Source organism: Nocardioides sp., assembly GCF_047606145.1.
Taxonomy (GTDB): Bacteria; Actinomycetota; Actinomycetes; order Propionibacteriales; family Nocardioidaceae; genus Nocardioides.
The window spans coordinates 1-21,314 of the sequence record NZ_JASGET010000154.1; the positions used below are offsets into that span (position 1 = coordinate 1).

The 21,314-nt window shown below is 73.2% G+C and carries 21 protein-coding genes; 5 read left to right on the top strand and 16 right to left on the bottom strand.

Features of this window, described 5'->3' with window-relative positions; genetic code table 11:
- Window positions 1-98 precede the first annotated feature (98 nt).
- The 7 genes from QM638_RS20970 to QM638_RS21000 form a co-directional block, all read right to left on the bottom strand.
- Window positions 99-431 carry a histone-like nucleoid-structuring protein Lsr2 gene (locus tag QM638_RS20970; RefSeq protein WP_415145257.1) on the bottom strand — a complete coding sequence of 111 codons (333 nt, stop codon included), beginning with the start codon at window positions 429-431 and terminating at the stop codon, window positions 99-101.
- 183 nt (window positions 432-614) lie between these two features.
- Window positions 615-1,397: a type III pantothenate kinase gene (locus QM638_RS20975; protein ID WP_415145259.1), complete on the bottom strand. Its 783-nt coding sequence runs from the start codon at window positions 1,395-1,397 to the stop codon at window positions 615-617.
- A 2-nt stretch (window positions 1,398-1,399) separates the two neighbouring features.
- Window positions 1,400-2,305 (bottom strand): carboxylating nicotinate-nucleotide diphosphorylase, encoded by a 906-nt coding sequence (gene nadC / locus QM638_RS20980; protein ID WP_415145261.1) that lies wholly within the window; start codon window positions 2,303-2,305, stop codon window positions 1,400-1,402.
- The gene (locus tag QM638_RS20985; RefSeq protein WP_415145263.1) at window positions 2,302-4,050 is read right to left on the bottom strand and encodes an L-aspartate oxidase; all 1,749 of its coding nucleotides are present in this window, start codon (window positions 4,048-4,050) and stop codon (window positions 2,302-2,304) included. The genes nadC and QM638_RS20985 overlap by 4 nt, the downstream gene beginning before the upstream one ends.
- A gap of 9 nt (window positions 4,051-4,059) precedes the next feature.
- Window positions 4,060-4,482, bottom strand: a complete 423-nt coding sequence (panD, locus tag QM638_RS20990; protein WP_415145265.1) for an aspartate 1-decarboxylase — start codon at window positions 4,480-4,482, stop codon at window positions 4,060-4,062.
- Complete coding sequence (gene panC, locus QM638_RS20995; protein WP_415145267.1) at window positions 4,482-5,369, bottom strand: pantoate--beta-alanine ligase; 888 nt, start codon at window positions 5,367-5,369, stop codon at window positions 4,482-4,484. The genes panD and panC overlap by 1 nt, the downstream gene beginning before the upstream one ends.
- Entirely contained in the window at window positions 5,366-6,328 is a 963-nt protein-coding gene (locus tag QM638_RS21000; RefSeq protein WP_415145269.1) for a Rossmann-like and DUF2520 domain-containing protein, read from the bottom strand. Before QM638_RS21000 ends, panC begins: the two co-directional genes overlap by 4 nt.
- 447 nt (window positions 6,329-6,775) lie before the next feature.
- On the opposite strand from QM638_RS21000, the gene QM638_RS21005 reads away from it, so the two are divergent.
- Window positions 6,776-7,783, top strand: coding sequence for a type IV toxin-antitoxin system AbiEi family antitoxin domain-containing protein (locus QM638_RS21005; RefSeq protein WP_415145271.1), 1,008 nt, complete (start codon window positions 6,776-6,778; stop codon window positions 7,781-7,783).
- Between the two features lie 133 nt (window positions 7,784-7,916).
- Here the strand turns inward: QM638_RS21005 and QM638_RS21010 are convergent, their stop codons facing one another.
- From QM638_RS21010 to QM638_RS21025, 4 genes are all read right to left on the bottom strand, one after another.
- Entirely contained in the window at window positions 7,917-8,471 is a 555-nt protein-coding gene (locus QM638_RS21010; RefSeq protein WP_415145273.1) for a hypothetical protein, read from the bottom strand.
- The gene (locus QM638_RS21015; protein WP_415145275.1) at window positions 8,455-9,183 is read right to left on the bottom strand and encodes an SDR family NAD(P)-dependent oxidoreductase; all 729 of its coding nucleotides are present in this window, start codon (window positions 9,181-9,183) and stop codon (window positions 8,455-8,457) included. The genes QM638_RS21010 and QM638_RS21015 overlap by 17 nt, the downstream gene beginning before the upstream one ends.
- A gap of 115 nt (window positions 9,184-9,298) precedes the next feature.
- Window positions 9,299-10,546, bottom strand: coding sequence for an AMP-binding protein (locus tag QM638_RS21020; RefSeq protein ID WP_415145277.1), 1,248 nt, complete (start codon window positions 10,544-10,546; stop codon window positions 9,299-9,301).
- The gene (locus tag QM638_RS21025) at window positions 10,543-10,806 is read right to left on the bottom strand and encodes an acyl carrier protein (protein ID WP_415145279.1); all 264 of its coding nucleotides are present in this window, start codon (window positions 10,804-10,806) and stop codon (window positions 10,543-10,545) included. The genes QM638_RS21020 and QM638_RS21025 overlap by 4 nt, the downstream gene beginning before the upstream one ends.
- A gap of 180 nt (window positions 10,807-10,986) precedes the next feature.
- Between QM638_RS21025 and QM638_RS21030 the strand changes: the two genes are divergently transcribed.
- Genes QM638_RS21030 through QM638_RS21045 form a run of 4 tightly spaced genes read left to right on the top strand, consistent with a single transcriptional unit; the run spans window position 10,987 to window position 14,751 of the window.
- Complete coding sequence (locus QM638_RS21030; RefSeq protein WP_415145281.1) at window positions 10,987-11,493, top strand: GNAT family N-acetyltransferase; 507 nt, start codon at window positions 10,987-10,989, stop codon at window positions 11,491-11,493.
- Window positions 11,490-12,548, top strand: coding sequence for a pseudaminic acid synthase (gene pseI / locus QM638_RS21035; protein ID WP_415145283.1), 1,059 nt, complete (start codon window positions 11,490-11,492; stop codon window positions 12,546-12,548). The genes QM638_RS21030 and pseI overlap by 4 nt, the downstream gene beginning before the upstream one ends.
- Window positions 12,545-13,588: a sulfotransferase family 2 domain-containing protein gene (locus QM638_RS21040; RefSeq protein WP_415145285.1), complete on the top strand. Its 1,044-nt coding sequence runs from the start codon at window positions 12,545-12,547 to the stop codon at window positions 13,586-13,588. The genes pseI and QM638_RS21040 overlap by 4 nt, the downstream gene beginning before the upstream one ends.
- Entirely contained in the window at window positions 13,585-14,751 is a 1,167-nt protein-coding gene (locus QM638_RS21045; protein ID WP_415145287.1) for a hypothetical protein, read from the top strand. Before QM638_RS21040 ends, QM638_RS21045 begins: the two co-directional genes overlap by 4 nt.
- Window positions 14,752-14,769: 18 nt before the next feature.
- On the opposite strand, the gene QM638_RS21050 is transcribed toward QM638_RS21045, so the two are convergent.
- From QM638_RS21050 to QM638_RS21070, 5 genes are read right to left on the bottom strand one after another with little or no spacing between them, the layout of a single operon-like run.
- Window positions 14,770-16,581 (bottom strand): glycosyltransferase 61 family protein, encoded by a 1,812-nt coding sequence (locus tag QM638_RS21050; RefSeq protein ID WP_415145289.1) that lies wholly within the window; start codon window positions 16,579-16,581, stop codon window positions 14,770-14,772.
- A gap of 5 nt (window positions 16,582-16,586) precedes the next feature.
- Window positions 16,587-17,153, bottom strand: a complete 567-nt coding sequence (locus QM638_RS21055; RefSeq protein WP_415145291.1) for a hypothetical protein — start codon at window positions 17,151-17,153, stop codon at window positions 16,587-16,589.
- A complete protein-coding gene (locus QM638_RS21060; protein ID WP_415145293.1) occupies window positions 17,150-17,851 on the bottom strand; it encodes a hypothetical protein in 702 nt (233 codons plus the stop codon). Before QM638_RS21060 ends, QM638_RS21055 begins: the two co-directional genes overlap by 4 nt.
- A complete protein-coding gene (locus QM638_RS21065) occupies window positions 17,844-20,141 on the bottom strand; it encodes a glycosyltransferase (RefSeq protein ID WP_415145295.1) in 2,298 nt (765 codons plus the stop codon). Before QM638_RS21065 ends, QM638_RS21060 begins: the two co-directional genes overlap by 8 nt.
- Window positions 20,138-21,253, bottom strand: a complete 1,116-nt coding sequence (locus QM638_RS21070) for a PseG/SpsG family protein (RefSeq protein WP_415145297.1) — start codon at window positions 21,251-21,253, stop codon at window positions 20,138-20,140. Before QM638_RS21070 ends, QM638_RS21065 begins: the two co-directional genes overlap by 4 nt.
- Window positions 21,254-21,314: the final 61 nt, after the last annotated feature.

A 21,314-nucleotide genomic window follows, 5' to 3' on the forward strand; every position in this document is an offset into this window, starting at 1 on the left:
CCGCCCCCCGCCGCCCGCGCCCCCCCCCCGGGCCCCGCGCGGCGCCGCCCCCTCTCTTTCCACTCCCCCCCCCCCCGCGACAGCAGCGATCGCAGCGATCAGTGGGTGGCCTCGTACTCGGCACGCACCTCGGCCGGGATCCGGCCGCGCTCGGGGACGTCCCGGCCGACCGAGCGAGCCCATTCGCGGATCTCCTTGGCGCTCGCCCCGCCGGCCACGGCCGCCGCGGCTCCCCGCCGACCGGCCCCACGACGACCGGTCAGCTTGCGGGCGTGGCCCACATAAAGCGCGAACGCGTCGCGCAGCCGGGTGGCATTCTCGTCATTGAGATCGATCTCGTACGTCGTCCCGTCGAGGCCGAAGGTGACGGTCTCGGTGGCCGGAGAACCGTCGAGGTCGTCCTCAAGAATGATCTGGACTTTCTGGGCCATGACACATTCCTTCGTCACTGGTGAATGTATGGGGGCAGAACTCCCCCGCACCACAGATCATGCCATGACGGAACCGGTGATTGAAATGCCCTTCAAGCGTGTGGCGATATCAGATCACCGCCGGACCACCGCCAGATCACCAGATCGTCCGCGGATCACCGCCACGGCGCATCCGGGTGCACCCTAACGACCGGTGGAATTCCGCCGGAATATCAGCTCCAGCCCCTGCAGGGTCAGCCACGGCGCATGATCGGTGAAACAGGTGCACTCGGTGAGCACCACCTCGGCGAGATAACCGGTGGAGATCACCCGGGTCTCATCCGCGCCGGTGCCGAGCGCAGCGGTCATCCGGGCGACCAGGCCCTCGACCTGGGCGGCCACGCCGAAGATCATCCCGGACTGCACCGCCTCGACGGTGTTCTTGGCGATGACCGTGCGCGGCCTGACCAGCTCGACCTTGCGCAGCTGTGCGCCGCGACGACCGAGCGCCTCCAACGACACCTCGATGCCCGGGGCGATCGCGCCACCGATGTAGGCGCCGTTGGCGGCGACGACGTCGAACGTGGTGGCGGTGCCGCCGAAGTCGACGACGATCGCCGGGCCGCCGTACCGGGTGCTGGCGGCGAGCGCGTTGGCGATCCGGTCGGTGCCGACCTCGCGTGGGTTGTCGGTCAGGATCGGCACGCCGGTGCGGATGCCGGGCTCGACCACCACGCTGGGCAGGTGCGCCAGGTGCCGGGCGAGCATCTCGCGCCACTCGTGCAGCACCGCCGGGACGGTGGCGCACACGACCACCCCGTCGAGCTCGTCCCCATGGCCGCCGAGCAGCCCGCGCAACAGCACCGGCCACTCGTCGTAGGTACGGCGCTCGTCGGTCATCACCCGCCACTGGGCGTTCACCTCGCCGTCCTCGATCAGACCGAGGATGGTGTGGCTGTTGCCGATGTCGACCGCGAGCAGAGGCATCCTCAGCCCTCCCGCAGATCCAGGCCGAGGTCGAAGACCCGCACCGAGTGGGTCAGCGCACCCGAGGAGATGAAGTCCACCCCGGTCTCGGCGACCTCGCGAGCGCGCTCGATGGTGAGCCCGCCGGAGGCCTCCAGGGTGGCCCGGCCGGCGGTGATCGCCACCGCTGCGCGCAACTGGTCGATGGTCATGTTGTCCAGCATGATCCGCTCGCAGCCGGCGGCCAACAGCTCGCGCAACTCGTCGAGGTCGTCGACCTCCACCTCCACCTCCAGATCCGGGTACGCCGCCCGCACCGCCCGGTAGGCCGGCACCACGCCACCGGCCGCGACCACGTGGTTGTCCTTGACCAGCGCCATGTCGGAGAGAGAGAAGCGGTGGTTGCACCCGCCCCCGCAGCGCACCGCGTACTTCTGCAGCGCGCGGTACCCCGGCAGCGTCTTGCGGGTGTCGAGCACCACCGCTCCGGTGCCGGCCAGGGCATCCACCCAGGTCGCGGTGGCGGTGGCGATCCCGGAGAGGTGGCTGGCGTAGTTGAGCGCGGTGCGCTCGGCGGTGAGCAGGCCCCGGGTCGGCCCGGCGAGCTGCAGCACCTCCTCCCCCGGACGGACCCTGCTGCCGTCCGGGAGCCGGTCGGTGACCGAGACCCCGTCGCCGAGCACGTAGCGGAAGACCAGTTCGGCCAGGCCGAGCCCGGCCACCACCCCCGGCTCCCGGGCGGCGAACACGCCGACGCCGGTGCTGCCCGCCGGGATGGTGGCCACGCTGGTGACATCGACGCCCGGAAGGTCCTCGTCGATGGCCCGGGCCACCTCGTCGTACAGGTCCTCGACCACCAGGCCGGCGGCGCGCAGCTCGGCGACCAGGTCGGCGGGAATCTCATCGAGCCGGGGACGTGCCGGGATCATGGCAGCCTCTCGTCGGTGGCGGGCGCGGGATGGAAGTCGAGATCGAGCAGACCGTCGGCGAGCCGCACCTCGGTGTGGCCGGCCTGGCGGCGGTCGTCGCGGTCGGGGAAGTCCTCGCGCCAGTGCGAGCCCCTGGTCTCCTCGCGCCGGATGGCCGCGGCGGTGAGTGCGGTGGCCACCGTCAGCAGGTTCGTCGCCTCCCAGGAGGCCAGGTCGACCTCGTCGGATCGGTCGGCGGCGAGCTTGCCCAGCCGGGTCGCCGCCTCGGCCAGTCCCACGGCGGAGCGCAGCACGCCGACGTGGGCGGTCATCGTCTCCTGCAGTTCGCCGAGCCGGCCGCCGGCCACCAGACCGGCGGGACGGTCGTCGGGGACGGGCTCGGGGAGCTCGGCGGACAGCTCGGCGGGCAACACCTCGGCGATGCGGCGGGAGAAGACCAGACCCTCCAGCAACGAGTTGGAGGCGAGTCGGTTGGCACCGTGCACCCCGGAGCAGGCGACCTCCCCGGTGGCGTAGAGGCCAGCCACCCCGGTACGCCCGTACAGATCGGTGTGGACGCCGCCGGAGGCGTAGTGGCAGGCCGGCGCGACCGGGATGAGGTCGTGCACCGGGTCCAGCCCGTGCGATCGCAGCGCGGCGTAGATGGTGGGGAACCGGGTGCGCCAGAACGCGCCGGCCTGTGGGGCGTCGGGCTCGTCGCTGGCCAGCCCCGACCGGCCGGCGGGAACCCCGAGGTGCCGGGCATCGAGCCACATGTGCGGCCGGCCGGTCTCCAGCATCCGCTTCATGATGGTCTTGGAGACCACGTCGCGCGGGGCCAGGTCGGCGAGCTCGTGTACGCCGTCCATCAGCCGCTCGCCCTCCCAGTCGAGCAGCACCGCCCCCTCACCGCGGACCGCCTCGGAGATCAGCGGCTGCTGCCCACGGGAGTCGGGGCCGAGATACATCACCGTGGGGTGGAACTGGACGAACTCCAGATCGCGCAGCCGGGCACCGGCGCGCAGCGCCGCCGCCATCCCGTCGGCGGTGGAGACCGCCGGATTGGTCGTCTGGGAGAAGATCTGGCCGAGACCGCCCGAGGCGAGCACCACCGCGCGGGCACGGATCAGGCCGACCCCGTCTCGCTGGCCCTCCCCCATCACGTGCACGCTGACCCCAGCGGTGGCACCGGCCGCGTCGAGCGCCAGATCGACCACCAGGGCGTGCTCGACCAGATCGATCTCGGGTGCCCGGCGCACCGCCGCGATCAGGGCGCGCTGGATCTCGGCGCCGGTGGCGTCACCGCCGGCGTGGGCGATCCGGTCGCGATGATGTCCGCCCTCGCGGGTCAGCGACAGCTCGCCGTCGGGGTCGTGGTCGAACCGCGTGCCGAGCGCGATCAGCTCGCGCACCGCGTCGGGGCCCTCGCTGACCAGCACGTGGACCGCCTCCGCGTCGCAGGCACCGGCCCCCGCGACCAGCGTGTCGATCTCGTGCTGTGCCGGGGTGTCGCCCGGCCCGAGCGCGGCGGCGATGCCGCCCTGTGCCCACTGCGTGGATCCGGCGGCGAGCACGTCCTTGGTGACCACCACGATCCGGCCGACCGGGCCGGGCGTCGTACCGTCGCCCGGGCGTGCGCCGCGCAGCCGCAGCGCCGCGGTCAGCCCGGCGATGCCGGAGCCGACGACCACCACGTCGGCCGTCTCGGTCCAGCCCGGCTCGGGGGCGCTCAGTCGGCTGGGGAGCCGGGGTCCATCGAGATCCACCAGCGCAGGCTACTGCTCGCCGAGCGCGTCGCCGCGCCGCAGTCCAGCCTCCGGCGGCGGCTCGGCCGCATCGGCGCTGGCGCCGACGACGCGGTTCTCCGCGTCCACGTGCACCACGTGCGGCCGCAGCTCACGGGCCTCGCCGGTCGTCATCTGCTGGTAGGCGATGAGGATCACCAGGTCGCCGGGGTGGACCAGGTGCGCGGCCGCGCCGTTGATGCCGAGCACCCCGGAGCCGCGTCGACCGGCGATGGTGTAGGTCTCCAGCCGTGCGCCGTTGGTGATGTCCACGATGGAGACGAGCTCGCCGGGCAGGATGTCGGCGGCGTCGAGGAGGTCCTCGTCGACGGTCACCGAGCCGACATAGTGGAGGTCGGCCTGGGTGACGGTGGCGCGATGGATCTTGCCGGTCATCATGGTGCGCAACGCCATCAGCCGATCACCAGCGCCATGTTGTCGATCAGCCTGGTGTCGCCCAGCCGGGCGGCGATCAGGATCCGCGCCGGCGTCCCGGGCGGGACGACGTCCGGCAGCTCGCCGAGCGCCGGGTCGGTGATCACCAGGTAGTCCAGGTCGACGCCGTGCGCGGTGCGCAGCTCGGCCCGGGCCTCCTCCAGGGCCGCATCGACCCCGTAGCGGGCCTCGGCCTGGGCGGCGTACAGGGCACGGCTGAGCGCGGTCGCGGCGGCGCGTTGCTCCGGGTCCAGATACCGGTTGCGGCTGGAGAGGGCCAGGCCGTCGCGCTCGCGCCGGGTCGGGGCACCGACCACCTCGACACCGAGACAGAGGTCGGTGGCCAGCTGGGTGACCAGGGCGAGCTGCTGGTAGTCCTTCTCGCCGAAGACGGCGACATCCGGGCGGACCAGGCCGAACAGCTTGGCGACCACCGTGAGCACCCCGGCGAAGTGTCCGGGGCGGGCGCGGCCCTCCAGGGTGTCGGCGCGCGGGCCGGGGTCGATCCGGACCTGGGGCTCGCCGCCGGGATAGACCTCGGCGAGGTCCGGCGCGAAGACGACGTCCACGCCCTCGCGGGCACACACCGCGAGGTCGTCGGCAAGGGTGCGAGGGTAGCGGTCGAAGTCCTCGCCGGCGCCGAACTGCATCGGGTTGACGAAGATCGAGACGACCACCGCGCCGTCACCGACCCGCTCGCGGGCGAGCCGGATCAGGCTGCCGTGGCCCTCGTGCAGCGCGCCCATGGTGGGCACCAGCGCAACCTGTCGCTGCCCGGTCCCCCCACGCCCGCGCCACCCGCTGAGCAGACCGGCGAGCTCCGCCCGGGTCGCGGCGACGGCCGGCCGACCCGCTCGGTCGGTCACGGAGCCTCCGCGGTCTTCGCGGTCCTCGTCGTCCCTGCTGTCCTCGTCGTCTCGGTGTGGCGCGAAGTGGCGGTGGCGGCGTGCTCCGCCCGGTCGAGGAGCCGCTCGATCTTGGCCGCCCTGATCGGCAGCACCCGGCCGTCGGCGACGACCCTGGTCAGGGTGGCCCGGGCCATCGCGACGTACGACGGCAGCGTCTGCGGCGCGTTGGCGGCGATGTCCTCCAGGTGGGCGGCGACGGTGCCGGCATCGCCTCGCACGATCGGGCCGGTCAGGGCGTCGTCACCGGCGGCGAGCGCGTTGTCGAGGGCGGCACCGAGCAGCGGGCGCAGCGTGCCGGCCGGGTCGGTGGCACCGGCGGCAGCGAGGACCTCCATCGCCTCGGCGACCAGCGTGACCAGGTGGTTGGCCCCGTGCGCGAGACCGGCGTGGTAGAGGGTGCGCATCTCCTCGGGAACCCACATCGGCCGGCCGCCGAGGTCGGCGGCGACGCGCTCGGCGAAGGCGCGGTCGGCGGGGGTGGCCGCGGTCAGGCCGACGACACAGCCGCCGAGCCGGTCGAGGTCGACCGCCGTGCCGGTGAAGGTCATCGCCGGATGCAGCGCTATCACCCGGGCGCCGACGCGGCGGGCGGGCTCGAGCACCGCCAGGCCGTGCCGGCCGGAGGTGTGCACGACGTACTGCCCCGCACCGATGGCGCCGGCGTCGGCCATCGTGGTGACCACGTTGCCGAGCATGTCGTCGGGGACGGTGAGCAGCAGCACGTCGCTGGCCCGGGCGACCGCGGTGGGCTTGTCCATCCGGACGCCGGGGAGAAGCGCCGCCGCCCGCTCCCGGGAGGCGTCCGACTCGCCGGCGACGGCGACGATCTCGTGTCCGGCGGCTCGAAGCGCCGCCGCCAGTACGGCGCCGACGCGACCCGCGCCGACGACACCAACCCGCATGGGGGTCTGGTCCATGGTTGCTGACCTTTCGTTCCAGTCCCGCCGACCACTCCTCGCGGAGCCGGCTCGGGTACCGGACGTTGTGCCTGCGTTCGGTCGTGCGACCGAGCGTGTCCACGGTACGTCGAGCGGCGCCGGTGCCGAAACCGCCGGGGCCTGTGGCTCCGGTCACAGGCCCCGGGTGGGGGCGGCTGGGGGTGGCTGGGGTAGTGCTGCCGGGACCGGGGGGTAACACGTTGTCCGCGGTGGGTAACACGTCGTTTGCCTAGGTAGCAGCATGTTGCGACACGCTGCTACCTAGGCGGACAACGTGTTACCCACCGCAGGCGTCGCCGGCGCGACCGACCCGATGCCGCATGAATTCCGGCCGAGAATCGTGCACAGCGGCCATTCGTGACGCGGATATGCACAGCCACGCGGCGCGTACGAACGAGACGTCACGGTTCCATGGACCGTGAGCGCATGCGAGGTCGCGTACGCGCCATCATGGCCACCAACCAGGGATTGATCACCCGCGAGCAAGCGGTCGATGCCGGCATGAGCGGATCCGAGATCGACCGATTGGTGCGCAAGGGGACCTGGGTCGCCGTACGCCGAGGTGTGTACGCCGAGGCCGGACTGCTTGCGAGCGTGACAACGCCCGGCGCCAAGCAGCTCATCCGAGATCGGGCGGCCTGCCTCAGAATCCGTGTCCCGTTCGTTCGCAGCCACACGACCGCCGCGCTGGAGCTGGGAATCGCCATCCTGCTACCGCCGAAGCCGATGACCCACGTGACCCGCCCTTGCGTCGGGACACACAACACCTTCGGGATCAAACACCATCTCGCGCCGTACTCGAAGGACGACGTGGTCGAAGCCGGCCGGTTCGAGGTGCTCGGCATGGCGCGGACCGCGGTCGACATCGCCCGTGAGTACGGCGAGCCGTACGGCCTCGTGGCAGTGGATCGCGTGCGGGCGATCGGGGTCGGCAAGGACGAACTGCAGGCCGTGATCGAAGGGATGCGGTTCTGGCCGGACCGGCGAGCCGCCATCGATGCGGTCGAGCTCTCTGTAGCCGACTCCGAGAGCGTCGGGGAGACTCTCGGGCGTGTTCTTCTGACCGAGATGGGCTACACCGTCCACACTCAATTCGGGCTGAGCGATGGCCGCCGCACCGCATGGGCCGACATGCGAGTCGGGCGCCATCTGATCGAGTTCGACGGTCGCGTCAAGTACCGGAGCTCCGAGTTCGGCGGACTCGCGCCGGTCTCCGCAGAGCAGGTGGTGTACGACGAGAAGGTGCGTGAGGACTTCCTGCGCGGTTTCCACCTCGGCATGTCCCGAGTCGGCTGGGCGGACGTCTGGGGACCTGGCCGCGAGGCCGCGAAGACTCGCCTGCGACGCGAGATCGAGGCGACGAACCGGCGCTACGGAGTCTCGATCGCGGACCTGGCGCCGTACATCATCACCCGTCGTAAACCGGCCATCTGACCCGGCTGCTGGGCGGGCCGGAGCTCTGGCCGTGCGGCCGGCGGATCCTGTCGTTGGCTGGGGGGGAACACGTTGTCCGCGTCGGGTAACACGTTGTCCACCTAGGTAGCAGCATGTTGCGACACGCTGCTACCTAGGCGGACAACGTGTTACCCCCCAGCCGACGACCCAGCCAGCGACCGGAACCGTCGGCGGGCGTGCCGAAGAGGCGACCCACAGAGACGACGACCGGGCCCGAGCCCAGGACGACGGTGCACAGGTCCAGGCCCGGGAGGTGACAGTCGGAGCCAGCACCGCCTGCACCGGCAGCACCGGCAGCACCAGCAGCACCAGCAGCACCGCTTGCACCGCTTGCACCGCCTGAGGCACCGACGAGGCCGGCACGGACCAGCAGTTGCATCGGGGTACCGGTCAGCTTGGCGAGGCACTCGGTACGGGTCCACCTCGTCCAGAACCCGGCGGTCCCGAAGCGTGCCGCGAGGGCCGACGGGACCGGCCGGTCGATCTCGGCGTCGAGGGCCACCGGGGTCTCGTACGGTCCCGCCCAGGCGACGACCCGGCCGTCGCCGAGGTGGCTGCGCGCCGCGAAGCCGGCGAGCTCGGCGACCGAGCCGAGGAGCAGCGAGCCGGCCACCGGTGGCACCGACGAGCCGGCCACCGGGAGCACCGGCTCAGCTGGCGCCGCCACCGTCGATCACGATCGACTGGCCGTTGAGGTTGGTCTGCTCCAGGAGCAGCATCGCCACCACCGGGAGTACGTCGGCGGCGGTGGTCAGCCGCCCGGACGGCGTACGCCTGATGATCGAGTCGAGCTGGGTGGAGCCGAGCACCGCAGACATCTGTGAGGCGAAGAAGCCCGGCGCGACGGCGTTGACCAGCACCCGTCCGCCGAGCTCGCGCGCCAGGGACCGGGTCGCGGCGTCGAGACCGCCCTTGGTGGCGGAGTAGGCGACCAGCCCCGGATAGCCGCGCTGGCCGCAGATCGAGGTCACGTTGACCACTCGACCACGCCGGCCCCGGCCGAGCAGCCGGCGTACGACGTGCCGGGTGAGCACCAACGGGGCGGTCAGGTTGGTCTCGATGATCTGGTCGATCCGGTCCGGCGAGGTGTGCACGTGCAGCGAGTCCTGGCCGATGGCGGCGTTGTTGACCAGCCCGTCGACCACGCCGAGCCGCTCCTCGACCTGGCCCACGAAGACCCTGACGGCGGCCTCGTCGGTGATGTCGACCGCACCCACGTGCGCCGCGCCGGGATGCCGAGCGGCGAGTTCGGCCAGGTCCGGGGAGAGGCGGCGGGCGAACGCCGCGACCTTGACGCCGCGGCCGATCAGGTCGGCGGCGATCGCCAGGCCGAGACCGCGCGAGGCGCCGGAGACGAGGACCACCGACGAGGCCGGCACGGGTGACGAAGCAGGACCCGACCCAGGACCCGACCCAGGAACCTGCCCGCGAACCTGCCCGCGAACCTGCCCGCGAACCTGCCCGCGAACCTGCTCGGGCATCGGAGCGGGGATCTCAGACATCGCTCTTCAGGCTCTCCTTGACCGGGATGGCGGGCAGGACGCTGATTCGGCGCGGCACCGCATAGTCGGGCAGCCGGCCCGCGGCCCACCGGGTCAGGTCGGCGACGTCGAGGCCGCCGGACCGGTCCACCACCTCGGCCACCACCACGCTGCCGACCAGCGGCGCGCGCCGCCCGCGGACCGTCGCCCAGGCGACGTCCGGGTGGCTCAGCAGCACCTCGCGCACCCGGCCGGCCGACGCCTTGGCGCCACCGACGTTGATCTCGTCCCGGTCGAGCCGCCCGGTGATCAGGATCCGATCGCCCTCACGGCGGACCGCGTCGCCGGTGGCCACCTCGCCGGCCAGGCCGGCCCCATGGTGTGGCGAGCTGATCAGCAGCTCGCCACCCTCGGGGCCACCGACGATCCGAAGCCGGGGCCGACCCGGCGTCTCGCGGTCGAGCCAGCCGGCCGGGAACCCAGCCCGTCCGTCGTGCACCACGATCGAGGCGCCCACCTCGGAGGAGGCGTAGATCCAGGAGATCCGGGCGGCCGGGAACACCGCCCGCAGCTCGTCGAGCACCGCCTGGTCGACCGGTTCTCCGCCGAGGGTGATCTGCCGCAGGCCCAGCCGGGCCAGCGCCGGGCCCTCGCCGATCAGCGCGCGCCGCCAGAACGTCGGCGTGCCGGAGACCGCCGTGACGCCGTACGCGGTCGCGGCCGGCGTCCACTCGTCCCGGCCGGGGTCGAGCATGACCAGGTCCTGGCCGGGGACGCCGAGGCCGAGGGTGACCAGCTGCCACCAGGCGTAGGAGCCGGGCAGGTACGGACACAGCCAGGTCTGCGGCGGCCGGCCCGCGGTGACGGTGGTCAGTGAGGCCAGGGTGTGGCCGATGCGCTTGGGTCGCCCGGTCGAGCCGGAGGTGAGCAGCCACAGCCGGCCGGGCTCCCCCGGACGCGTCGCCGTCGGCTCGGTGCGTACGCCGCCCGCCATCACCGCGAACCCGTCGGCCGTCAGCTCGGCACGCATCGTCTCGTCGAGCCGTCCGGCCGTGGTCAGCAGGGTCTCCGCGCCGGCCCGGGCGTGCCCCAGGACGATCGGCAGCGCCTCGGCGTTCCCCACCACGCCGTACGCCGTCGGACCGCCGTCGGGAACGAGGTCACGCCCGGCCGGGCTCAGCTCCGCCCACGTCGTACGACGCCCGGAGCCGGCGAAGACGACGGCGTTCCCGCCGGCGTCACCGGGGCGGCGAGGACTCACGGGGCCGCCTGCAGGTCGACCATCAGGTCGAGCACGTCGGCGACGGTGCGGACGGCACGCAGCCCGGCCGCCTCGAAGTTGAGCTCGCCGCCGATCTCGTCCTCGACCCGCAGGGCGAGCTCGGAGAAGTCCAGCGACCGGAACCCGATGTCACCGAGCGCGGTCACCGCATCCGCCTCCTCGGCCGGCAACGCGGCTCCCTGCACGCTGAGCACCTGGGCCATCAGGTCGCGGATCGCGGCACGGTCGAGGGTCTGCATGGTCGCGGACACTACCCACGATCCGGGCCCGCGCTCGCCCCGGATCGGGCCTTTCGCACAGGCGTCACGAGGCCGCCATCGTCCGGCCACTCCCGCGTCGCGGCGCGGACACCGACCGGCCATCCGGGAGCGACACAACGGCAGCGGACAGCAGGCCACCGACAGCGACCGAGGAGGACCATGCTGCGACCGGCCACCGACGCCGACCTGCCCGCGATGCTCGCCTGGCGCAACCAACGGGCCAATCGCCTGGCCAGCCTCACCCAACACGTCATCTCCGCCGAGGAGCACGCGGCCTGGTGGGCCCGCACCGGCGGCGACCCGTCCCGGCGGGTGCTGATCTTCAGCCACGCCGAGCGGCCGCTGGGCGTGGTCACGTTCGGCGACATCACCGACCGGGAGGCCAGCTGGGGGTTCTATCTCGACCACGAGTCGACCACCGCCGACGGCATCGCGCTGCTGGCCTGGACGGGGGTGATGCGCGAGGCGGTCGGCTACGCGTTCGCCGAGCCGCCCGACGGGCTGGGCGTCGAGCGGCTCACCGGCGAGGTGCTGGCCGAGAACGAGGCGGTCCGCGCGATGAATCGTCGCTTCGGCTTCACCGAGCAGACACCTCGGATCCGTCCGGTGGGGGGAGCGTTGCGCGAGGTTGTCCCGATCAGCCGGCAACGGGAAGGAGCGCGGTGACCGCGTCGCGGGAGTTGAGCGTCGGCTCGCAGGCCATCGGCGCCGACCACGAACCGTTCGTGATCGCGGAGATGTCCGGGAACCACAACGGCGACCTGGAGCGCGCACTGGACATCGTGCGCGCGGCCGGCGAGGCGGGCGCGCACGCGCTCAAGATCCAGACCTACACCGCCGACACGATCACCCTCGACGTCGACTCTCCGCTGTTCCGGCTCTCCGCCGACCATCCGCTGTGGCCCGGCCGTCGGCTGCATGAGCTGTACGACGAGGCACACACGCCGTGGGAGTGGCACGAGCCGATCTTCGCGCTGGCGGCCGAGTTCGGCATGGTCGGCTTCAGCGCCGCCTTCGACCCGACGGCGGTCGACTTCCTGGCCGGCCTCGGCGTACCGCTGATCAAGTCGGCGTCCTCGGAGATCACCGACCTGCCGCTGATCCGGCGGATCGCCGAGACCGGTCTGCCGATGATCATCTCCACCGGCACCGCGACGCTCGGCGAGATCGACGCCGCCGTCCGTACCGCGCGGGCGACCGGCAACGAGCAGATCCTGGTGCTGGCCTGCACCGCCTCCTACCCGGCCCCGCCGGAGTCCACCAACCTGCGCGGCCTCCCGGTGCTGCGCGGTGCCCTGGACATCGCTGTCGGGCTCTCCGACCACACCACCGGGATCGGTGCCGCGGTGGCCGCCGTCGCGCTCGGCGCGGTGGCGATCGAGAAGCACCTCACCCTCGACCGGGGCGACGGCGGGGTGGACTCCGCGTTCTCGCTGGAGCCCGATGAACTGGCCGCGCTGGTCCGTGAGACCCGCACCGCGTGGCAGGCCCTGGGTGAGGCCCGGATCGGCCCCAAGGCGGTCGAGGCCGAGGGGCTGCGCTTCCGTCGCTCGCTGTTCGTCACCCGCGACGTCACCGCCGGCGAACCGGTCGGAGCCGACAACGTGCGCTCGGTGCGTCCCGCGGACGGGTTGCCACCCGCCGAGTTCGACCGGGTGGCCGGGCGATCGTTCCGCAGCGATGTGCCGGCCGGGACGCCGCTGTCGTGGGACCTGTTGTGACCGTTCCGCGATGCCTGCCCCCGAGCGTCGCGGAACGGCTGTGGCGTCACTCCGAGACCCGGATCGTGGTGCTCGACGAGATCCGGGTCGCGTTCCTGCCGATCCCGAAGTCCGGTTGCACCTCGATGCTGTGGACCCTCGCCGGGCTCGCCGGCCTCGGACCCGACGACTTCGCCGGCTCCACCCAGGCCGAGGTGACCCGGGCGATGGCGGTGCACGACATGACCAGATGGTCGCCGCGCCACCGCTGGCACGAGCTGAGCGCCGAGCGCCGAGCCGAGATCCTCGGCGCCGAGGACTGGCTGCGGTTCACCATCGTGCGCGACCCCGCGGCGCGGCTGTGGTCGGCGTGGCAGTCCAAGGCGCTGCTGGCCGAGCCGCGGTTCGTGGAGCGGTTCGGGTCGGCGCCGTGGTTCCCGCGCGGAGTGAGCGACGCCGACCGGCTGGTGGGCGCCTTCCGAACCTTCGTCGCCGCGCTGGACACCGATCCGGAGCGGGCTCCGCACGATGCGCACTGGGGAAGCCAGACCGGCCTGCTGGGCGGTTTCGCGCCGACGTACGTCGGCCGGGCCGAGGCACCCGAGGCGAGTCTCGACCGGCTGCGCGACCACCTGGTGGCGCAGGGGGTCGACCCGGACGTCCTGGCCACCGACGTACCTCGGGAGAACGAGAACCCGATCGGGTTCCACCCGGGCGTGTACGACGAGCCGGCCGGGGTCGCGCTCGCCCGGATCTTCGCCGACGACCTGGCCGCCTGGCCACCGGCGGAGCGGTCCGCGGCAGCCGACTACGACCGATGGGCCCTCCACGCCGAGCAGCAGCTGCCGCTGGTGGCGGCGCTGGTCGAGCGACACCAGCGCATCGCGGAGCTGCTCGCCGCGCACGCGCGGGCGATCCGTCGGGCCGAGCGCGCCGAGCTGGCGGAGGCCGACCTGCGCGCGTCTCGCTCGTGGCGGGTCACCGCGCCGCTGCGCGAGGTGCAGGGACGGCTGTCATCGGCCCGGAGCCGGGTCGCCATCGACCGGAAGAGGAACATGTGAGCGCGCAGAAGGTGATCCTGCACGTCGGGGCGCCCAAGACCGGGACGACGTACATCGAGAAGATCATCTGGCGCAACCAACGTCGGTTGCTGCGCCAGGACGGGATCTGGATGCCGGGGCGCTCCAAGTGGGATCACGACGCCCTGATGGGCGACGTGCGGGGAGGGATGTGGCGCACCCCCAGCAATCCGTGGACCTGGCACCGGTTCGTCGACGAGGTCCGCCAGCGCGAGGAGACGGCACTGGTCAGCAAGGAGATGTTCGCCGGGGCCACCCGCGATCAGATACGCGCCGCCCTGTCACCGCTCGCCGAGTGCGAGGTGCACGTGGTGGTGACCTGCCGCGCCCTGTCCGGTGCCCTGCCGTCGGCGTGGCAACAGAACCTGAAGGCCAATCACAAGCTCCCGTTCACCGACTTCCTCACCGAGATCGAGACCGGCGCCCGGCACGGCTTCTGGCGCCACCACGACCCGGTGAACATCCTCGGCCGGTGGGGCGAGGAGGTGCCGCCCGAGCGCCTGCACGTGGTCACGATGCCGGCCTCCAAGGGGGATCCGACGCTGCTGTGGAAACGGTTCGCCTCCGTCCTCCAAGTTGATCCGGAGCGCTACCTCACTCCGGACAGCGCGGCCAACGAGTCGCTCGGTGCCGCCCAGGCAGAGCTGCTCCGCCGGGTGTCGATCGAACTCGACGACGAGTTCGTGCTGCGCGAGCCCTGGCGCCTCAACGTGCAGCAGCCGTTCATCCAGCCGGTGCTGCTGCAGGTCGGCGAGCGCACGAAGTTCGGCATACCGGCTCGCTACCACGATTGGGTGCGGGAGCAGTCGGCCCGATTGATCGAGGGCCTCAGGGCCCTGGAGTGCGACTTCGTCGGCGACCTGGCCGACCTCGAGCCACGGCTCGACCCGGCGGCGATGGCGCCCGACGAGGTCGACGAGACCTCGATCAACCAGGTCGCGGTGGCGGCGATCGCCGAGCTGCTCCGGCTCCGCGCGCGACAGACCCGAGAGGATGCCGAACCGGCCGAGGTGGCCGGACCGGCCGCCGCGCCGCCGGCCGACCAGCCACCGGCTCGGTGGCGTGAGGTCCGGCGGTCGGTCGTACGCCGGAGTCGGCACGCCGCTTCGGCCATCCGCCGCGCCGCCGGGAGCACCGCACGGTAGGCCGGGCACACCGGTGCGTCAGCGCGACACCTCCGCCAGCACCTGCCGCAGGAACCGGCCCTCCCGCGTCCAGTCCACCCGGTAGGTGGCGTGGAAGTCCCGCTCGCCGGTGGCGCGTGCCGCACACCACGCCACGTCGACGCGGTGTCCCCGGACGGAGGCGATGAACCACTCGTTCTGGGCGGTGTAGGTCTCCGGACAGATCAGGATCAGATGCTTCGGCGTCTCGGCGAACATCAGTGTGAACAGACCGCTGCCGGCGTAGCCGGCGATCACCTCGGCCCGGCGGAAGAGCTCGACCTGGGCCTCGAACGGGTGCTCCTCGGGATGGACCACCTCGAAGCCGTGCCCGACGAAGAGCGCCTCGACCTCCGCGGCGTTCTCGCAGGCCCGCAGGCGGGTACGCCGGGAGACGAAGATCCGCCGAGGAGCACGCCCGATCGCCAGCTCACCGGTCGTCGGCCCACCGGTCGTCGGCCCACCGGTCGTCGGCCCACCGGCGGCCGGCCCACGGGCCGCCAGCGCCACACCGACCCGGTCCCAGAGGTCGGTGATCTCCGGATGGAGATAGCCGGGCTGGGCGAACATCGGGGTCGCGGCGAGCAGCGTCCGGACGCGAACCGGCCGGTAGCAGAAGGTGATCCGGTCCTCGCCGACGCCGAAGGTGCGCAGGAGCGCCCGCTCGTGGGCGGTCAGGTCGCGTTCCTTGTTGCTGCTGGTGGCCATCAGGATCCTCAGTCCGGGGTGCCGCGCCCGGGCCTCCTCCCAGGCCCACATCCTGGAGAGCATCTCGGTGAGCACGTGGCCGAAGTGCCCGCGGAACTCCGAGTCCCAGTAGAAGTGCGGCTCGTCGAGCTCCTCCACGCTCGGCGGCGCCGGCTCCCCGGTCGGGTGCGGCCGCGGTCGCGCGGCCAGGTCGGCGATGGTCGGGGCGAACCTGTTCTGCGATCGCGGCCGGGTCGGCCGGCGGAACGACTCCGGCAGGATCACCGGATCGCTGAGCAGCACCCCACCCGGGCGGCAGGTCACCTCGAGGTACTCGCGCAGCCGGGCCGGTGGAGCCGCGAAGCGTCGCCGCCAGCTGCCGGCCCGCGACGAGTCGCTCTCCCGCAGCACGGAGCGGGACTCGAACCGGGCCGCCGGGCGGCGTACCACCTCGGCACCGCGGTCCGGCCGGCGGTCGAGCCAGCGCTCGGTCGCCCGGTCGTCGAGGCGGACATACGTGTGCAGGTCGTGGTGGATCACCAGCGTGTTGCCGATCAGCTCCACCTCGCGCCAGGCGGCGCGCAGGTGTGCCACGTCCTGGCGGCGTACGTCGGCCGGCGGCTGCTCGCCCACGCCACGGTCGATCAGCCGGGCGAGGTGGCGCAGCGTGCTCTGCTCCGGACTGGTCACGCCGGTGCGCACCCGGCCGACGACCAGCACGCCGCCCTTGGCCAGCGCCAGCGACAGCGGGATCGCCAGCCGGCGGCGCAGCTCGGGGTCGGCGACATCGAGCACGATCACCTGCCAGCGACGATCGGCGAGGCGTTGACGGAGCCGGCGCGGACCGGCGTCGGCGCGCAGGAACCGACCGGGCACGACCAGTGACCCCAGCCGCTGGCCCGCGTCGTCGCCGACCACCAGCAGCTGCCGCTCCGGGTCCGCGGGGTCTCCGGCGAGCCGGTCGAGCAGCCGGAGCAGACGACGTTCGGGGCGATCCGGCTCCCAGCCCGCTGCCCGGGCGGCCGGCACCCACCTGGCGGCGTCGACCGGGGCCATCTCCTGCTCAATGTTCGGGCCGAGGCGCCGAGCGACTCCGTCGCGCAGTCGCCTGAGCACTCGGGTCATCCGGGTCACTCGTGCGGCAGCCCGAGCTGGGCCTCGATCCGGCGCAGCCGCTCCTCGTACCGGGTGAGCGCGCTGAGCCGCACCCGGATCCGGCGATGCTCGTCCTGGATGGTCGCCACCAGCCCGCGGGCCTGGCTCAGTGCGGTCGGGTCGGGCGCCGTCGGATCCGCCGCCGGATCTGTCACCGCCGCAGCTGGCGCGGCCGGGTCCGTCGCCGCATCCGGCGCGAGCTGGTCCAGCGCCAATCGCAGCCGCTCCACCTTCGTCTCCAGCGCCGCCAGCTGCGGCGCCAGCCGATTGACCTCGCGGGAGGAGAACTCCGCGTCCCGGGCCGCCTTGGCCGACTGCTGCACGCTCACCTGGGCACGCTCGGTGAGCCCGTCGACCCGGGCACGGACCCGGACGATCTGGTCGGTGGCCTCCCGACCGCTGCACCGGCGCAGTGCCCGGCGTACCCGGTCCCGACCTCCCCGCGCCGTCGCCCGCAGCCGCCGGCTCAGCCCGGACCCCGCCGGCAGGACCCGGCGCTCGCCGTCCTCGCCCACGGAGTCGGCCGTCTCTTCTCGTCTCATCGCAAGAACCGTGCCTTCCCCTCGTCGATCCAACTACGCATGAGGGCCCCCTCGGGGCCGATGTGGTGGGCGCCGCCGATCGGCGAGACGTCGCCGGCCTGATGCCGCCAGCTGGTCTGGTCGGGGTCATCGACCATGGAGAAGCCGGCGAAGCAGAGATCCGCGTCGGGGAAGCAGGTGCGTGCGATCCAGAGCGCCATCATCCCGGTGGTGGGCACACAGACCTGCTCCTGCCACGGCTCCGCCAACGCGTCGAGCAGCGGCAGGGTGAAGCGATGGTTCGGCACCGCCAGGTAGCCGAGGTCGTCGGGCCACCAGCGCGGCCACTCCTTGACGTAGCGCGCCAACGGTCGACGGGCGTAGATCCGGGACGGCTCCGTGACCAGGTAGGCGACCTCGGAGTAGCGCGCGTAGGAGAACTCGGTCGCCAGCAGGCCACGGCTGAAGACCACCCCATGCACCCGGCTCCCCTGACAGCGCGGCTCGCCGGGACGGTCCAGCACGAAGCTGTTGCAGCGCAGCACCAGGTCGGCGGCGTCGATCTCGTCGGCGCGCGCCGCACTCGGCGCCAGCGGCGCGTTGCCGACCACCGCGACCCGGCGCACCGGGCCGGCGGCGTACGCCGTCAGCAGCTCGCCGACCGGGTCGGTGCTCCCTGGCCCGGTGCTCCCTGGCCCGGTGTCGCGTGGTTCAGCCATCGGCCACCGTCAGTCCGAGCCGCGCCATCCGGCCGATGCTCACCCGTACCTCGCGGCCGTCGACCACCACCGGTGCGGGCAGCAGATGGGCGAGCGCGACATCGAGCAGGACCGGCTCGTCCTGACTCCCGGCCAGCCCCGGAACGAGCAGGTCCCAGGGGGTGGGGGCATGGCCCTCGGTCTCGACCTCGAGCGCATCGCGCTCCTTGACCAGCGCCGACAGGTCGACCTCGACACCGAACCGATCACCCGTCCAGGTCACCGGCAGCTCGAGGACGATCGGGTCCGCGGGCGTGACGTAGCGCCGCAGCCGAAGGCTCTGCCACCTCGGCCCCTGCCGGTCGACGCGGCCGTCGATCCGGGCACGTACGCCGGCGAAGGCGATCCGGTCCACCAGCGGATGGGCGAACTCCTCGTGCACGGTCAGGTTGCCGCCGGCCCCGGGCAGCAGGGTGACCCGGCGGCTCCCGACCACGGTGCTGACCGCGCCGACGCGGGTGGGGGTCAGCAGCCCCACCGGCGGCGCGGTCCCGATCGCCAGTCGGGCGGCCCACACGGTGCGCTCGGTGAGCCGGTCGTGACTGCCGTGCTCGGCGAAGGCCCGGGCGCTCACCCGGGCGCGGAACCGGCCGTCTCCCGTGGGCCGGTCGAGCTCGACCGCGACGCTGTCGCCCCCGCCGGCCACGCCGAACCACATCACCGGCGTCCCGCCGGCGCCGTGGGTGCCGGTGATCACCAGGTCACCGTCGCCGCCCAGCTCCACCGCGGTGACCAGGTGGGGCGCTCGCCGTACCGTCACGCCGAAGGCGCCGCCCGACCGCTGCGGCTTGGCCCACAGGCCCGGCCGCAGCTCGTGCTGCTCCGTCCACCGGGTCCGGGGTCCGTCGTACTCCCGCGCGGGCCCGCGGACGGTGAGCCCCTGGGCGCGGACCTCGAACTGCACCGTCCAGTGCCCCGCTGCCTCGGCGAGGAGGGCGATCGGGAACCGGACCTCCACCATCCGACGGGTCGGGGTAGGCCCCGGGCGTTGCGACACCGCGACCGGGTGCAGGCGTCCGTCCGGCCCGCACAGCCGCGCGCGCACCGCCGGCGCCTCCGTCAGCGAGAGGGTGCTCACCCCGACCCGGCACTCGATGACCGACTCGCTGCCCTCGAACCGGGCGTCGGTGACGCAGGCGTCGAGGGCGAGCCGGCGATGGTCGACCCGGAAGACGTCGAGCGGCACCCCGACCGTGCGATCGTCGAGGAACGGCAGCACGCGGTAGTAGCGCGGCCGCAGCCGACCGCGCCGGACGACCGGTCCGGCGGTGCCGTGCCGGGCCCGGTGCGCCACCAGCTGTTCGAGCTCGGGCAGCCGGCCGGCGGCGACCAGCTGTGCCTGCACCCTGTCGAAGGGCCCAATCCGGGCGACCTGGCGGGGGTCGATCCAGGCCAGCAGCCGCTGGGCCAGGTCCAGGATCTCGGGGTGCTCGCCGGCGTCGTTGCGGTGCAGCGCGGCGACCACCGCCGGCAGATCGATCTGCAGGAAGTGTCGTTGCACCTGGCCGAGCAGCTCGGGCGCCTCGGCCGCGACGAAGTCGAGCACGCCCAGGTCGGAGTCCACCCGGTCGCGGAGGTTCGCGATCTGCCACACCCGTTGGGTGATGGAGAGGTCGCCGCCGTCGCGCTCGCGCCAGTAGTAGACCGGCGTCGCCAGCACGTCGACCTGGGTGGCGAGCACGTGGCTGCGGATGGTGACCGGATAGTCCTCGTACAGCCCGGCCGGATAGCGCAGCCGCCGTTGCTCGAAGAAGCTGCGGCGGTAGACCTTGTTCCACGCCATCCGGTCGAGCGCGAGCGGCTTGAACGCGCGCACGTGGGTGGCCAGACGCTCCCGGGCGAACGGGACCCGGTGCACCCAGGAGTCGCGCACGCCCTGGTCGTTGAACCGGCGTGCGTCACCGGCCGCCAGGTCGGAGCCGGTGCGCTCCAGGCTGCCCACCATCCGCTCGTAGGCGCGCGGCGGGACGGCGTCATCGGAGTCCACGAAGGTGAGGTACTCCCCGCGCGCCTGCTCGGCCCCGGTGTTGCGGGCCGGCCCGAGTCCGGCGTTCTCCTGCCGCACGATGCGGAACCGGTCGTCGGCCGCGGCATACCGCTCCGCGATCGCCAGGCTCCCGTCCGGTGAGCCGTCGTCGACCAGGATGGCCTCGAAGTCGGTCAGCGACTGGGCGACCAGCGAGTCCAGGCAGGTGGCGAGGTAGCGCTCGACGCCGTAGAACGGCACCACCACGCTGAGGGTGGGCCTCACCGGCGGCTCCCGGCCGACGCCGAGGCCGGGCCCGGGACCGGTCGCCGGTCCGGTACGCCGACCAGCGCATCGGCCACCCGGACCCGACCGTCCCCGTCGACCGCCCGCCACCCGGCCCGGCGCAACGCGGTCCGACGTCCGGGGTCGGTGAGCAGACCGGCCAGCGCGGCGCAGGCAGCGGGACCGGACAGCTCCGCGGGCGTGCCGAGACCGACCCCCAGGCCGGCGTCGAGCAGCCTGCGGTAGCCGATCCGCTGGTTGTCGGCCACCCGGACGAAGGCCACCGCCGCGCCCAGGGCGAGCAGCTCCCAGCTGGACGTGCCGGCGGCGCTGATCACCACGTCCGCCCGCGCCACCCGGGCGGCCAGATCGTCGACCGGCCCGGTGAGCTCGATCCGCTGACCCGGCGCCGGGACGACCTCCTCGGCGGCCGCCGACAGCTCCGGCCGCGCCACCACCACCGTCAGCTCACACGGCACCCCGGTCGCCGCGACCAGGCGTGTCACCGGCGGCGCGACCCCGGCGGCGTCGGTGCCGCCGAAGAAGGCGAGCACCCGCGGCGGCGTGCCCACCTCCGCCGGAGGCACGGCCGGTCGGTGCCGGCGGACGTCGTCGCGCAACAGCACGTAGTCGAGGCCGGCCAGGCGGATCGAGCCGGCCGGGCGAGGCCGGTCCTCCGCCTCGGCACCCAGGTTCTGATCGAGGTAGACGTCGGCCGCGCGCCGGGCGGGACCGCCGTCGCCGTCATCGCCACCGTCATCGCCATCCACCACCGCGAGCAGTCGCCGGCCCGGCGCCCGTAGCTCGGCGTAGGTCGACGGCGGCAGGCGATAGGAGTCGACCACCACCACGCTCGGCGAGGTCTCGGCGACGAGCCGGCGCGCGGTGGCCGGATCGGCCGGCTCGGCGCGCAGCTCGATCCCGCGTCGTACGACGGCCTCGGCGGCCCAGCCGAGGTCGCCACATCGGTCGAGGTCGGCGAGCATCGTCACCGCCATCCCGCGGCCGATCAGCTCCTCGGCGAGCGCGAGGCAACGCATCACATGGCCGACGCCCAGCGCGGGGCCGGCGTCGCAGATCATCGCCACCTCGGCGCCGACCGGACTGCTCACCCCCCGATCCTGCGGGATCGGCGCCCCGCGACCAATCGGATCCGGCCCGTTTGGCACGCTC

Coding starts and splice junctions, on each gene's coding strand:
- QM638_RS20970 (WP_415145257.1), bottom strand. CDS start 431: ATGGCCCAGAAAGTCCAGATCATTCTTGAGGACGACCTCGACGGTTCT.
- QM638_RS20975 (WP_415145259.1), bottom strand. CDS start 1,397: ATGCCTCTGCTCGCGGTCGACATCGGCAACAGCCACACCATCCTCGGT.
- nadC (WP_415145261.1), bottom strand. CDS start 2,305: ATGATCCCGGCACGTCCCCGGCTCGATGAGATTCCCGCCGACCTGGTC.
- panD (WP_415145265.1), bottom strand. CDS start 4,482: ATGGCGTTGCGCACCATGATGACCGGCAAGATCCATCGCGCCACCGTC.
- QM638_RS21000 (WP_415145269.1), bottom strand. CDS start 6,328: ATGGACCAGACCCCCATGCGGGTTGGTGTCGTCGGCGCGGGTCGCGTC.
- QM638_RS21005 (WP_415145271.1), top strand. CDS start 6,776: ATGCGAGGTCGCGTACGCGCCATCATGGCCACCAACCAGGGATTGATC.
- QM638_RS21025 (WP_415145279.1), bottom strand. CDS start 10,806: ATGCAGACCCTCGACCGTGCCGCGATCCGCGACCTGATGGCCCAGGTG.
- QM638_RS21030 (WP_415145281.1), top strand. CDS start 10,987: ATGCTGCGACCGGCCACCGACGCCGACCTGCCCGCGATGCTCGCCTGG.
- QM638_RS21050 (WP_415145289.1), bottom strand. CDS start 16,581: ATGACCCGAGTGCTCAGGCGACTGCGCGACGGAGTCGCTCGGCGCCTC.
- QM638_RS21055 (WP_415145291.1), bottom strand. CDS start 17,153: ATGAGACGAGAAGAGACGGCCGACTCCGTGGGCGAGGACGGCGAGCGC.
- QM638_RS21060 (WP_415145293.1), bottom strand. CDS start 17,851: ATGGCTGAACCACGCGACACCGGGCCAGGGAGCACCGGGCCAGGGAGC.